Below are 13,027 nucleotides of genomic sequence, written 5' to 3'. Positions count from 1 at the left end.
GGCGGCTTTCTTCATGGCAAAGCCTCTGTAGGAGCGCGTTTGCGCGCGATCCGGGGTTGCCGAGACACCCATCGCGCGCAAGCGCGCTCCTACCAAGGCACTCGACATCCTGTTTATTTCACGGTGGATGATTGGATATTGAAATGACATACATAATGAGTAAAAGTATATACATCATTTAATCGATGGATCACGTCGTGTCCGCTACTTCCGAAGCCGTCGCCCCCGTCACCCCAGGCCGCCGGAAGCCGATCAGAATCGGCGTGATGTTCTTGCTGCTGTTGGCCGTACTGGGTTACGTGGCATGGTGGTGGAGTCACGGTCGGTTCGTCGAAGACACCGACGACGCCTATGTCGGCGGTGATATCACGGTCATCGGCTCCAAGGTGGCGGGCTACGTGCAGCAGCTCGCCGTCACCGATAACCAGCACGTGCATCGGGGCGACCTGCTGGTGAAGATCGATGATCGCGATTACCGTGCCGCGCTGGACAAGGCCGTGGCCGCCGTCGCCGCACAAGAGGCCTCGCTGGCCCACCTCGATGCCATGGAGCGCCTGCAGCAAAGCGTCATCGCGCAGGCGAGGGCCGGTGTCAGTGGCGCGCAGGCCGAAGCCTTGCGTTCGAAGCTGGACGACGAACGCTATCGCCAACTGGTGGGCCACGGTGCCGTGTCCCAGGAAAGCGCTCAGCGTGCCCGCGCCGATTTCCAGACGGCGCGCGCGGCGACCGATCGCGCGACCGCAGTCGTAAACGAAGCCGAGCGGCAGATCGATGTCATCGATTCGCAGCGTGCCCAGGTACGCGCCGCACTCGCGCAGGCCCATGCCGATGCAGAACAGGCAAGACTCAACCTGTCGTACACGGAGCTGCGCGCCCCGGTGGATGGCGTGATCGGCAACCGCCGGGCGCGGGTGGGCAGCTATGTGACGGCGGGTAGCCAGATGCTCGTGGTGGTGCCGGCACGTGGCCTTTGGGTAGATGCCAATTTCAAGGAAGACCAGTTGTCGCGGATGAAGGTGGGGCAGGCAGTCGACATCCGCGCGGATATCCTTCCCGGCCGGGTATTCCGGGGCCACCTGGCGAGCCTGGCGCCAGCGACCGGCGCGCAGTTCAGTGTGTTGCCACCCGAGAACGCGACGGGCAACTTCACGAAGATCGTCCAGCGTGTGCCGGTCAGGGTCACGCTCGATGGCGAAGACGGCGTGCTGGGTCTGCTGCGCCCCGGGTTGTCCGTCACGGCGCGGATCGATACGCGCTCATGACCACGTCCGTCGCGGATCTCTCGCCGGGACAAAAGATCTTCGCCTTTGCCACGATGTGCCTGGGCATGTTCATCGCATTGCTGGATATCCAGATCGTCTCGGCATCCCTGCGCGACATCGGCGGCGGCCTTTCGGCGGGAGCGGACGATACCGCCTGGGTGCAGACCAGTTACCTCATCGCCGAGATCGTGGTGATCCCGTTGTCCGGTTGGCTGAGCCGCGTGTTCTCGACACGTTGGCTGTTCGCCGCGTCGGCGGCGGGTTTCACGGTGACCAGCCTGCTGTGTGGCTTGGCCTGGGATATCCAGAGCATGATCTGGTTCCGCGCGGCACAGGGATTTCTCGGTGGCTCGATGATCCCGCTGGTCTTCACCACGGCCTTCGTGTTCTTCGAAGGGAAGAATCGCGTGGTGGCCGCGGCGACGATCGGTGCGCTGGCCTCGCTGGCGCCGACGTTCGGCCCGACGCTGGGTGGATGGATCACCGACAGCTATTCCTGGCACTGGCTGTTTCTCATCAACCTGCTACCCGGCACCTTCGTCGCGGTGGCGGTGCCGATGTTCGTGAAGATCGACGAACCCGATCTCTCGTTGCTGAAGGTCGGCGACTGGCTCGGCATCGCGCTGATCGCGGTTTTCCTGGCTTGTCTGGAATACACGCTGGAAGAAGGGCCTCGCTGGAACTGGATGGAGGATCCGACGATCCGCACGACGGCATGGACGAGCGCGATCGCGGGTGTCCTGTTCGTTTGGCGTGGACTGACGGCGGCCCATCCCGTGGTGGACCTGCGCGCGTTGCGCGATCGCAACTTCGCCCTGGGGTGCTTCTTTTCATTCATGACAGGCGTGGGGCTCTTCGCCACGATCTACCTGACACCCCTTTTCCTCGGTCGTGTCGAAGGCTATAGCGCCTTGCAGATCGGCAAGGCGGTGTTTTCCACCGGCGTGTTCCAGATCCTGACCATTCCCTTCTACGCCATGCTCGCCAATCGCGTGGACCTGCGCTGGCTATTGATGCTGGGGCTTGGCCTGTTCGCGCTTTCGATGTTCGAGTTCACGCCGATCACGCATGACTGGAGTTCGCGCGAGCTCATGTTCCCGCAGGCGTTGCGCGGCATCGCGCAGCAGCTGGCTGTCCCGCCGGTGGTGACCCTGACGCTCGGTGGCCTGCCGCCGGCGCGGCTACGCCAGGCCTCTGGTTTGTTCAACCTGATGCGCAACCTCGGCGGCGCGATTGGCATTGCCGCTTGCGCGACGATCCTCAATGATCGCACCAACCTGCATTTCCTGCGGATGGCCGAGCACCTGAATCCCGCGAATGAAGCCATGAACAACTTTCTCGCGCAGGTTCCCGATCCCCAGCAGGCCTTGCGTCTTCTCTGGCAGATCACATATCGCGAAGCACAGACGCTGACGTACGCCGACGCATTCCGTTGCATTGCGCTGTGCCTGCTCGTTGCGACGTTGATGGTGCCGTTGATGCGGAAGGTCCGACCACCGTTGGCGCCATCGGCCGACGCGCACTAGTCGTCCGACCGCGCAAAGCCGATGCCGCGCCCTCGCGATGCTGGCGAACCGGGGCGCTGGGTTCCTGTTTTCACAGGAACGACGAGGCGGGTAGTCCGTCGTTCCAGCGCACGCTGGAACCCAGCGCGAGGCAATCGGTTGTCGCGCCGTCATCAGTGGCGGCGGATAATGGGTGTCCTCGCTACCCAAGGATCCGCCCCATGGTCGTCGCCACCGCCGAGAACGTAGGCACCTCCTATTCGTATGACCGCATGCTTCAGGCGCGTGAGAAAGCCTGGGGCGCCTTGCGCGACATCGCCTCGCGCATCGAGCCGGGCATGGCCGAGGTCGATGCCGCCGCAATGGCGGGCGAACGGCTCCAGGCGGCAGGCATGCAGCGCATCTGGCATCCGAGCATCGTCCGCTTCGGTCCCAATACCCTGAAGACCTTCCGTCAGCGTTCCGAACCGGGCGCCGTCCTGGCGGAGAACGACATCTTCTTCATCGACCTGGGGCCGGTCTTCGACGGCCACGAAGGCGACGTCGGCGACACCTTCGTCGTGGGCGACGACAAGGACATGCACGACTGCGCGGCCGCGGCCCGCGAACTCTTCGAGCGATCCGCTGCCCGTTGGCGCGAAGGCATCGACGGCGTGGCCTTGTACGAGCACGCACGTCAGGAGGCCGAGGCGATGGGCTGGCGCCTCAACCACGAGATCAAGGGCCATCGCGTGGGTGACTTTCCCCATGCCGTGCACAAGGCGGGGTCGCTCGGCGACCACGATGCGGTGCCGGTGCCCGGGCTGTGGATCCTCGAGATTCAGATCGCTCATCCTCAGCGCCCCATCGGTGCGTTCTACGAGGACTTGCTCGTTCGCGACTGACGGCACTGGCGACCCCGCGAGGGCGCTGGCAGGATCGGCGCTCCCGTTCCGTCGGAAGCGATCCATGCGTAAGGGACTGTTGTGCCTGGGCATTATGTTCGGTCTGGTGTTTCCTGCCCTGCCGGCATGGGCGGTGGACGATCCGCTGCCCTGGAGCGTGCCCCATGGCACGGACAGCGGCGAAGCCCTGCGTAAGCTGGCCGGTGACCTTATCCCTCGATACCGTGACGCGGACCGGGCCACCTACCTGGACACGTTCGCCCAGTTGCAGATGGTGGCCGGCCGCTACGACGATGCCCTGAAGAGCCTCGCCGAACTGCTCCCGCTGCGTCAGCACGGACCGCGTCCGCTCGACGCGGCCGGGGTGGTCCGCTGGCAGCTTTATGTACGGGCACGCCAGCTCGCCGCCAAGGGAACCCTCTCTTTCGGCGACGCCTATGCGAAGGCCTTCCACGAGATTGTCCCGCCGCTCGATGACATCCTCTCGTCCCAGGTGATGGCCAGCTTCGGCACCGACAACGATCCCTACACCTGGCAGCCGGTCGCCCTGCGTCACGACTTCGGCGAAGCGCTCAAGGCCCAGGTCGGCAAGGACCGCATCGACACCGACAAGGCGATCGCGCTGGTGAAGGCCTACCTCATGGCCGAGGCATACACGGCGTTCCGCCCGTATACCGACAAGCTGGTGGCCGAAGACGACGCGCGTCGCTATGAGGTCCATGCGCCGATGCTGGTGCGGACGCCAGATGGCGCGCAGATCACGGTTCTGACGATGCTGCCGAAGAAGCACGACAAACCGTTGCCGACGCTGTTCGGTTTCACGATCTACGCCAACCCCGCCTGGTCCGAACTGGAGCTTCGCCTCACCGCCGCGCACGGCTATGCCGCCGTGGTGGGCTACACGCGCGGCAAGGGCCTCAGTCCCGATCAGCCGGTACCGTACGAGCACGACGGCGCCGATGCGGATGCGGTGATCGAGTGGATCGCGAAGCAACCCTGGAGCGACGGCCGCGTGGGCATGTATGGCGGCAGCTATAACGGATTCACCCAGTGGGCCGCCGCCAAGCATCGGCCGAAGGCGCTACGTGCGCTGATGCCGTCGGTGACGGCGGCACCGGGTGTCGACGTGCCGATGGAAGGAAACGTCTTCCTGAGCTTCGTCTATTCGTGGGTGCCGTACGTGACGGACTCGAAGTCGCTGGCGCAAACGGCCTACGACGACAGCGCCCATTGGCATGGCCTGTACCGGCGCTGGTACGAGAGCGGCAAGGCGTATCGCGACCTCGATGTGGTGGACGGTCGGCCGAACCCCGTGTTTCGGCGCTGGCTGGACCACCCCTCCTACGACGCCTATTGGCAGGCGATGATTCCGTACAAGGAGGACTTCGCCAACATCGACATCCCGGTACTCACCACGACTGGCTATTTCGATGGTGGCCAGATCGGTGCGCTGTACTACCTCACCCAGCACTATCGCTACGCACCTCGCGCGGAACACTACCTGCTGATCGGTCCTTGGGACCATATCGGCGCACAACGCAGCGCACGTCCCGTGGTGGATGGTTACCGCATCGACGAGGTCGCGAAGCAGGACATCGGGCGTGTCATTCGCTACCAGTGGTTCGATTACGTGTTCCGTGGCGCGCCGAAACCCGCGCTGCTCGTTGATCGGATCAACTACGAGGTGATGGGCGCGAACGCCTGGAAGCATGCCCCGACCCTGGCCGCGATGGCGCCAGGTCATCGTCGTCTCTATCTCTCGCACGGCACCGGTGGAAACACGCTGGCGCCGGTCAAGGGCGACGAGCCAAGCGTACTCACCGTGGATCTCGGCAAGCGCGACGATCTTCCTGCGCCGGACACGCCATCGCCTCCGTTCGATGACAGCAACGCGCTGGTCTTTACCAGCGAGCCGCTCGCCGACGGTAGTGAACTGAGCGGATTGTTCTCCGGCCACCTGGACGTGGTGACCAACAAGCGCGACTTCGACGTGATGATCACGTTGTACGAAAAGAAGGTCGACGGCAGTTACTTCCAACTGTCGTGGTACGAGGCCCGGGCCAGCTACATCGGCGATCGTTCGCAGCGGAAGCTGCTGACGCCAGGCAAACCGGTCTCGCTGGACTTCACCAACGGTCGCACCACGAGCCGTCGTTTCGAGCCCGGCAGCCGGCTCGTGATGACCGTGGCGGTGGTCAAGGGATCGGGCCAGCAGGTAAACATGGGCACCGGGGGCGACGTCAGCGGCGAGACTGTCGAAAACGCTGGAAATCCCTTGGAGATCAAATTCTTGCCTGGAAGCTTCCTGGATCTGCCTATCGGTTCCTACAGCCACTGAGCGTCGCCGTCGCTAGGATGCGGACACTGGGGACAAGGAGGCGAACGGTGATGGTCGACAGGGTATTGCGCACGTTGGTCGCCGATGTGCTTGGCGTGTCCGAATCGCGAGTGGTCGAGTACGCGTCGCTGACGTGCGACCTTGGTATGTATGCGCTGACGGAGGCCGAGCTCGGGTTCGCCATCGAATCGGCCTACAACCTCAGGAGTGGCTGGTGGCGTGACGATAGCGACACCTTCGGTGACCTGGTCCACGACGTGCAGCGTGCGCTGGCGGTCACACGGCTCCATCAGCTGGAAAGCACGTGGACGGGTAGGGAAACGGGCAGCCTACCTCAGCGCGACCTGTACGTGACGCCCAGCGCAACGATCGCCGCACACATCGTGTCGATACCGAAGGCATAGACCGCGCCCAACGCCGCACCCTCGGCACGCATCGCGCAGGCCGCTGATGCCACCAGCGCGACCCAGCCGATGACCCTGGCCGTTCGCGACACAGCCGGTGACAGAGTGCGGCCGAGCAGGTCGCGCTGATGCCGTGACATCGCCAGGCAAAGCGCCGCAAAACCCGCCAGCCCGAACAGGATGGACAACCCGATCATGCGGCGACCTCCCGGCTGGCGCGTGGCTTGCGCACGGGCACGGCAGGACGCCTGTGCACCTTCCAGGCGATGTAACCGAACGTCGCCGACAGAGCGAGCATCGCCAGGTCGAACCCGACGAAGACGAGATCGCCCTCGCGAAGGCTCGACCACAGTCCACGATCCGTGGTGATCGCATTGACGATGGGTACCGCAAGGAAGGCCGCGGCGGCGAGCGTCAGGGTCTCAACCCAGGCGCGCCGCACCCTGCGCAGGCAACCGTAGAGCAGCACGGCGCCCCAGGCGATGAACAGGCAGTGCACCTCCCAATCCGCGCGATCCGCCATGGTCGACGGCAGCAGCCGATTGGCGAGGAAATGCGTGGCGATACCCACGGGCAGGCCGGCGATCGTCGCGATGTTCAGGCGTTCGACCAGGCGGAATCCGATATGCGGGCGTTCGGGGTCGGGCAGTTGCAGGCGTCGTTTCGAGGTCCACAGCACCAGGCCCGTCGCCACCATCGCGGTGCCACCCAGTCCGCAGAGGAAGTAGAACCAGCGAAGCGCGATCGGTGCGTAGCGTCCCGCATGCAGGCCGACCATGACGCTCTCGGTCTCGAAGGCCGCACCCTTCTCGGCCGGCGGTGTATGCAGGTGACCGGTGGCGGCGTCGAAGATCAGCGTCTGCCCTCGGGCGCCCATGGCCTCCCCGCCGCCGCGCATCATGCGCACGGTCGCGTTCGCATCACCGGGGATGGAGATATCGATATAGCCCGGGTCCGCACCGTGCCATTGTTCGCGCGCCTTGCGGATCATCTCGCCGATGGGGGCCATCGACGCGGCGACGCCCGAACGTTCCGGCGTCGTCTCGATGCCGAACGCGTCGGCGAAGTATTCCGCGCGATCCTTGTACACCGCCGCCACACCCCAGGGCATGTACATCGATGCCAGGGTAACCAACCCCGTATAGGTGATCATGGCGTGGAACGGCAGGGCCAGCACGGCGGAGAGATTGTGCGCGTCGAGCCACGAGCGCTGCCCCTTGCCCAGACGCAGAGTGAAGAAGTCGGTGAAGATCTTCTTGTGCGTGATCACGCCGCTGATGATCGCCACCAGCATGAACATCGCGCAGAAGCCGACAATCCAGCGCGCCCACATCACGGGCAGGTAATGCAGGTCGAAATGCATGCGGTACAGGAAGAACCCGCCGAGCGTCCCGCGCGCTTCCACCCGATGTCCCGTGCCATCGACCGTGAAGCTGTTGTCGCGCCAGCTACCGCGTCCGCTGTCGGCGTCCTGCCAGTACGCGGTGGTGGCGATGGCGCGCTTGCCCGGCAGCATCATCGACCAGCTGGCGGCACCCGGTTCGTGTTCGCCCAGCCGGGCGACGATGCCCTCGGCCGCTGCGACCGGATCGCGTTCGCCATGGATCTCCGGCTGCATCCAGCGCGTGATCTCGTCCTGGAAGTAGGCGCTGGTGCCGGTCATGAAGATCGCCAACAGCAGCCAGCCGACCAGCAGGCCGGTCCAGGTATGCAGCCATGCCATCGATTGACGGAGTCCTCCCTTCACGACGCCACCCTCCGGCCGATGAAAGCCAGTGCCAGTCCCAGCGGCACGCCGACGATCGCCAGGTAAAGCCAGATCCGCCACCATCGCGATACCGCGAAGGCGACGATCGCCACCGTCGCGTAGATCGCGAACGAGGACAGCATCGCCGTCATCACCGCCTCGACGCGCGACAGGGGCAGCCAGCGGGCGAGTGCCGCCGTCGTCATCGCAGCCAACGCGTAGCCGCCGAAGATGGCAGCGGCGGCGCGGGCCGCGACCTGCATCGCGTACCGTGAGTCGAAAGAGGTGTCGCGCTTGCCCATGTCAGAAACGTCGCTCGAGGTTGAGCATCAGGCTGCGCGGCGTACCCCAGTTGGTACGGCTGCTCGATGTGGTGACGAAGTAACGCCGGTCGAAGGCGTTCTTGAGGTTGAGGCGAACGCTCCACGGACCGTCGTCGTAGTAAAGCGCGGCATCCACCAGCACATAGGCTTTCATGACGAAGGGACGACCGTAGACCGGATCGAGCGGCTCATAGTTCGAGGCAAGACGTTCGCTCTGGTAGTTCAGTCCCAGTCCCGCGCCAAAGCCCGCCAACACGCCGCCCTGAACGGTGTAGCGCCCCCATAGGTTGAGGTTGTGGCGGGGAATGCCGGCCAGCCGCGCACCTACGGGTAGCGTGTTGTCGTGGGTGATTTTTGCCTGGGTGTATGCGTAGGCGGCGGAGAAGGTGAAGGCCTCCACCGGCTGCCAGGCCAGTTCCGCCTCGACGCCGCGGCTGCGTTGTTCGCCGGTGACCACGTAGAAGTTCGGATGCAGGAAATCCTCGGTGGCCATGTTCTGGCGGGTGAGCTGGAACACGGTGAACATGCCGCGCAGGCTGCCATCCGGTCGCGCGAGCTTGATGCCCGCCTCGATGTCCTCGCCCCGTTCGGGCGGCAGGTTGCCGCCATCGAATCGCTGGTAGTTGCCTTGCGGATTGAACGACTTCGACCAGTTGGCATACAGCGCCGCGCCATCGGACAGCGCATAGGTAACGCCGGCCCTGGGGCTGAAGGCGCTGGTCTTTACCTGCGTCGCGCCATGTCCGTCGCGGGCGCGGTCGAAGCGTCCGCCCAGCGTCATCGTCCAGTGATCGCCCCATTGCAGGTGGTCCTGCAGGTAGAGGCCGCTCTGTCGTGAATCGGTGAGCGAGCGCGTGACCGCCAGGACGCGTGGCGCGGGTACGATGCCGTACTGTGGTGCGTAGATGTCGTAAGGATACGGACCGAAGTCGAAATTGTTGGTGTTGGTGGACTGGCGGTGACCGTAGTCGAGGCCGGCGAGCACCAGATGGCGCAACTCGCCCGTGGCGAAATCCGCCGACAGGCTCGTATCCACGCGCAGGTTGTGGCCATGTTCGTCGTACGGGCCGTAGTAGAAACGATCCACCGTGCGCATGTCGTCGCGAATGCCGCTGGCGAATAGCCAGTGGTCCCACGTATTGTGGAAATCCTCGTAGCGCACGCCCTGGTGGATGGCGAAGACATCGTTGAAGCGATGGTCGAACATCCATCCGCCCATGCGCAGGTCACGCATCTGGGTGGCGGGATAGTCGCGGTCGTTGATGGCCCGGTGTCGCGGTATGCGGCCGTTTGGGTTGTACAGGATCGAACCGTAGGCGACGGTGGGTGACCAGGGCCGCAGGCGGTCGTGTTGCCAGGTGCCGAGCAGGGTCAGCGTAGTGTCGGCGTCGGGCTTCCACGACAGTGACGGCGCCAGGTAGGTGCGGCGGGCACCGGAGCTGTCCACGAAGAAGTCCTGGTCGCGCCAGACCAGGTTCGCCCGGCCCAGCCAGTGGCCGGCGGCATCCAGCGGCGTATTGGCGTCCAGGCGCGCCTCGCGGTAGGCGTCCGTGCCGAGGCCGAGGTCCAGCGTGGCGAAGCGCTGGGCCGTCGGACGCTTGCTCACCATGTTGACCAGGCCGGACAACGGGCCCTGGCCATACAGCCCGGATGCTGGGCCCTTCACTACTTCCAGTCGCTCTAGCCCGGATAGCTCTGAGGTCGCCATGGTGTCCGAGGTGCGCAGGCCGTCGAGATAGGTGGCCCCGGAGGACGCATCGAAACCGCGGATATTGAAGCCGTCGAAGAACCCATAGACATCGCTGCGCGATACGCCGGCCACGTTGCGCAAGGCCTCGCCGATGCGTAGCGCGCCCTGTTCCTGGATCAGCTCGCGCGGCACCACGGAGATCGCCTGGGCGGTCTGCAACACGGGCAGCTCGATCTTGGTTCCCGTGGTGGCTTCGTCGAGCAGATGTGCCGTGACGGCCACCTTTTCCAGATCGGTGCGGTTCTTCTTCGTGGCGTCGCTGTCCTCGGCGCGGGTACCCAAGGGGAGGGCGGCCAGCAGGCAGGCGGCGAGTGGCGCGACGCGTCGGACCCGCGGTCGCGGGGTGGTGGGATGGATCGACATGGGTAGGCCCTGAGCGTGAGGCGCGGCTGGCTACCCGTAAGGGGCGGGATGGCGAAAGCGCGAAAGTTGAAAGCGCAAGGAGTGTACGCAAATGCGATTCGTTCGCAATATTGCACGAAACGGGCGAATTAGGCATCATGTAATGCGATTCATTCGCAATTGTAGCCGGCCACGGGTAGAAGGGTTTCGTGGCCCGCCCCGGGAAAGTCCATGATTCTGCGTAAAAATTCGCTGGCCCTGCTGATCGCGGGGGCCCTGGTTCCGTTTGCCTTGCAGGCACAGACCGTCCCGGACGGCGAGACAAAGAAACACGAGGACAAGCTGGTTCAGCTGGCCCCGGTGGCCGTGAGCAGCACCCGCCTGGACGACGGCTATGCCAGCTCCAACGCCGCCAGCGCGACCAAGACCGACACCCCGCTGATCGAGACGCCGCAGGCCATCTCGGTGGTTTCCGCCGCGCAGATGCTCGACCAGGGCGTGCTCACCGTGCAGGACGCGTTGCGCTATTCGGCCGGTGTTCGCTCCGACTCCTACGGCGTGGACAGCCGTGGCGACGATGCGATGCTGCGTGGCACGTCCTTCGTGCAATACCTCGATGGCCTGCGCCAGTCGTTCGGCGGCACCTACGCCCGCACCGAGCCGTACTTCATCGATCACCTGGAGATCGTGCGCGGTCCGTCGTCGGTGCTGTACGGGCAGGGCACCACGGGTGGCCTGATTGCGCTGGCCTCCAAGCGTCCGCAGTTCACCGCATCGCACGAAGTGGTGGCGCAGCTGGGCAACAACGCGCGCAAGCAGCTCGCGTTCGATTTCACCGGTCCGCTGGATACGGCCGGGCATTGGGCGTATCGCCTCATCGGCGTCTATCGCGATTCGGATTCGCAAATCGACTATGTGCCGGACGACCGCAAGGCGATCTCGCCGTCGATCACCTGGATGCCGGACGACAGCACGCGCTGGACGTTGCTGGCCAATCTCCAGTTCGACCGCAACGGCAGCACGCTGAACTTCGTACCGCACGCGGGAACGATCTACCCCAACCCGAACGGTCGCATCCGCACCAACCGCTTCACCAGCGAGCCGGATTTCGACCGCTACGATACGAACCAGCGCTCGATCTCGTCGTTCTTCGAGCATCGCTTCAACGACACCTGGAAGATCGTGCAGAACACGCGGTTCTCGCACGATGACGTGGATTACCGTTCGATCTACCCGAACGTGTACGGCAATCCGGCCTATCCGTTCCTGGACGCGAACGAGCGCACCGTGGGCCGCAATGTCTGGGCCACCAGGAGCAACTACCGCCGATTGACCTCGGACACGCACGCCGAGGCGGATTTCGACGCGGGCCCGACGCATCATCGCGTGATCGTCGGTCTCGACCTGGGCTATTCGCGCACCAACACGAAGCAGATCGACAGCTCGCAGTCCGGTCTGCTGATCGACGTGCCGTTCGACCTGTTCACGCCGACCTACGGTCGTTTCTCGCTCGATCCCACCTTGAATGCCTTGCCGGCTTCACGCACGCGCCAGACCGGTGCCTACGTGCAGGACCAGGTCAACTGGGGCGAGCACCTGATCGGCACCGTGGGTTTCCGCCATGATCGCGCCACGCAGACGACGGCCGACCAGCGCCTGGTGAACAACGCGACGACCGCACGCTATGGCCTCATGTACCGTTTCGACAACGGCATCGTCCCGTATGTCAGCTACAGCGAATCGTTCCAGCCGCTGGACCAGCCGGACCGCAACAACTGGCCGTTCGCACCGCAACGCGGCAAGCAGTACGAAGCCGGCGTGAAGTACCAGCCGGTCGGTAGCGCCACGCTGGTGACCGCGACGTACTTCGATCTTCGCGAGGCGAACAGGCTCGCGCCCGATCCCGAGCAGCCGCAGTTCCAGATCCAGTCGGGTCGCTACCGTGTGCGTGGCGTCGAACTGGAAGCGTCGACGCGCGTGGCTAGCCATGTCGACCTGATCGGCACCTATACCTGGACCAAGGCGCGTCCCAGCGACGGCACGACGGTAGCCGGCCTTCCGGAAAACCAGGCCTCGGCCTGGGCCGTGTACCACGTCAACGATGCCGACAGCGACGGCCTCAGCTTTGGTGCCGGTGCCCGCTACATCGGGGTGAACTACGACGAGACCCATACTATTCGCGTGCCGAAGAAGGTGCTGTTCGATGCGATGGTGGCGTACACCCAGGGACCGTGGCGCTTCTCGGTCAACGCCGCGAATCTCACCAACCAGATCTACACCGCCACCTGCCTGCAACGCGGCGATTGCTTCTACGGCCCGCGTCGCAGTGTGATGGGTATGGCACGGTATCGGTTCTGATGCCATCGCGGACACGGTCCGCTCCCACACCTTCGGTAGTGACGTCGCTACCAGCGGCGTGGGAGCGGACCGTGTCCGCGATTGGGCACACCGCCATATTCGGTTTACGATCCT

9 protein-coding genes are annotated in these 13,027 nt (G+C 64.6%); 6 read left to right on the top strand and 3 right to left on the bottom strand.

Translation table 11 applies throughout. The features are described from left to right. Positions 1 to 197: 197 nt before the first annotated feature. From GAK28_RS22755 to GAK28_RS22735, 5 genes are all read left to right on the top strand, one after another. Entirely contained in the window at positions 198 to 1,262 is a 1,065-nt protein-coding gene (locus tag GAK28_RS22755) for an HlyD family secretion protein (protein ID WP_291784737.1), read from the top strand. Beyond that, a complete protein-coding gene (locus tag GAK28_RS22750) occupies positions 1,259 to 2,788 on the top strand; it encodes a DHA2 family efflux MFS transporter permease subunit (protein ID WP_291784735.1) in 1,530 nt (509 codons plus the stop codon). Before GAK28_RS22755 ends, GAK28_RS22750 begins: the two co-directional genes overlap by 4 nt. A gap of 200 nt (positions 2,789 to 2,988) precedes the next feature. Then, positions 2,989 to 3,651: a M24 family metallopeptidase gene (locus tag GAK28_RS22745; RefSeq protein WP_291784733.1), complete on the top strand. Its 663-nt coding sequence runs from the start codon at positions 2,989 to 2,991 to the stop codon at positions 3,649 to 3,651. A 64-nt stretch (positions 3,652 to 3,715) separates the two neighbouring features. Then, positions 3,716 to 5,989 (top strand): CocE/NonD family hydrolase, encoded by a 2,274-nt coding sequence (locus tag GAK28_RS22740; protein ID WP_291784731.1) that lies wholly within the window; start codon positions 3,716 to 3,718, stop codon positions 5,987 to 5,989. 47 nt (positions 5,990 to 6,036) lie between these two features. Then, the gene (locus GAK28_RS22735; protein ID WP_291784729.1) at positions 6,037 to 6,393 is read left to right on the top strand and encodes a hypothetical protein; all 357 of its coding nucleotides are present in this window, start codon (positions 6,037 to 6,039) and stop codon (positions 6,391 to 6,393) included. 193 nt (positions 6,394 to 6,586) lie between these two features. On the opposite strand, the gene GAK28_RS22730 is transcribed toward GAK28_RS22735, so the two are convergent. Genes GAK28_RS22730 through GAK28_RS22720 form a run of 3 tightly spaced genes read right to left on the bottom strand, consistent with a single transcriptional unit; the run spans position 6,587 to position 10,576 of the window. Beyond that, complete coding sequence (locus GAK28_RS22730; RefSeq protein ID WP_291784727.1) at positions 6,587 to 8,140, bottom strand: PepSY-associated TM helix domain-containing protein; 1,554 nt, start codon at positions 8,138 to 8,140, stop codon at positions 6,587 to 6,589. Then, on the bottom strand, positions 8,137 to 8,442 hold the full coding sequence (locus tag GAK28_RS22725) for a DUF3649 domain-containing protein (RefSeq protein WP_291784725.1): 306 nt from the start codon (positions 8,440 to 8,442) through the stop codon (positions 8,137 to 8,139). Before GAK28_RS22725 ends, GAK28_RS22730 begins: the two co-directional genes overlap by 4 nt. A gap of 1 nt (position 8,443) precedes the next feature. After that, positions 8,444 to 10,576, bottom strand: coding sequence for a TonB-dependent siderophore receptor (locus GAK28_RS22720; RefSeq protein WP_291784723.1), 2,133 nt, complete (start codon positions 10,574 to 10,576; stop codon positions 8,444 to 8,446). Positions 10,577 to 10,786: 210 nt separating this feature from the next. Between GAK28_RS22720 and GAK28_RS22715 the strand changes: the two genes are divergently transcribed. Further along, positions 10,787 to 12,913 (top strand): TonB-dependent siderophore receptor, encoded by a 2,127-nt coding sequence (locus GAK28_RS22715; protein ID WP_291784721.1) that lies wholly within the window; start codon positions 10,787 to 10,789, stop codon positions 12,911 to 12,913. Positions 12,914 to 13,027: the final 114 nt, after the last annotated feature.

Source organism: Luteibacter sp. (assembly GCF_009912395.1).
Classification (GTDB): domain Bacteria; phylum Pseudomonadota; class Gammaproteobacteria; order Xanthomonadales; family Rhodanobacteraceae; genus Luteibacter.
Note: the sequence above shows the minus strand (reverse complement) of the source record. Positions and strands in the feature narration are given on the sequence as shown.

Bases quoted from the DNA above. Each gene is read 5' to 3' on its own strand.
- GAK28_RS22750 (WP_291784735.1), top strand. From the start codon at position 1,259: ATGACCACGTCCGTCGCGGATCTCTCGCCGGGACAAAAGATCTTCGCC.
- GAK28_RS22745 (WP_291784733.1), top strand. From the start codon at position 2,989: ATGGTCGTCGCCACCGCCGAGAACGTAGGCACCTCCTATTCGTATGAC.
- GAK28_RS22740 (WP_291784731.1), top strand. From the start codon at position 3,716: ATGCGTAAGGGACTGTTGTGCCTGGGCATTATGTTCGGTCTGGTGTTT.
- GAK28_RS22725 (WP_291784725.1), bottom strand. From the start codon at position 8,442: ATGGGCAAGCGCGACACCTCTTTCGACTCACGGTACGCGATGCAGGTC.
- GAK28_RS22720 (WP_291784723.1), bottom strand. From the start codon at position 10,576: ATGTCGATCCATCCCACCACCCCGCGACCGCGGGTCCGACGCGTCGCG.
- GAK28_RS22715 (WP_291784721.1), top strand. From the start codon at position 10,787: ATGATTCTGCGTAAAAATTCGCTGGCCCTGCTGATCGCGGGGGCCCTG.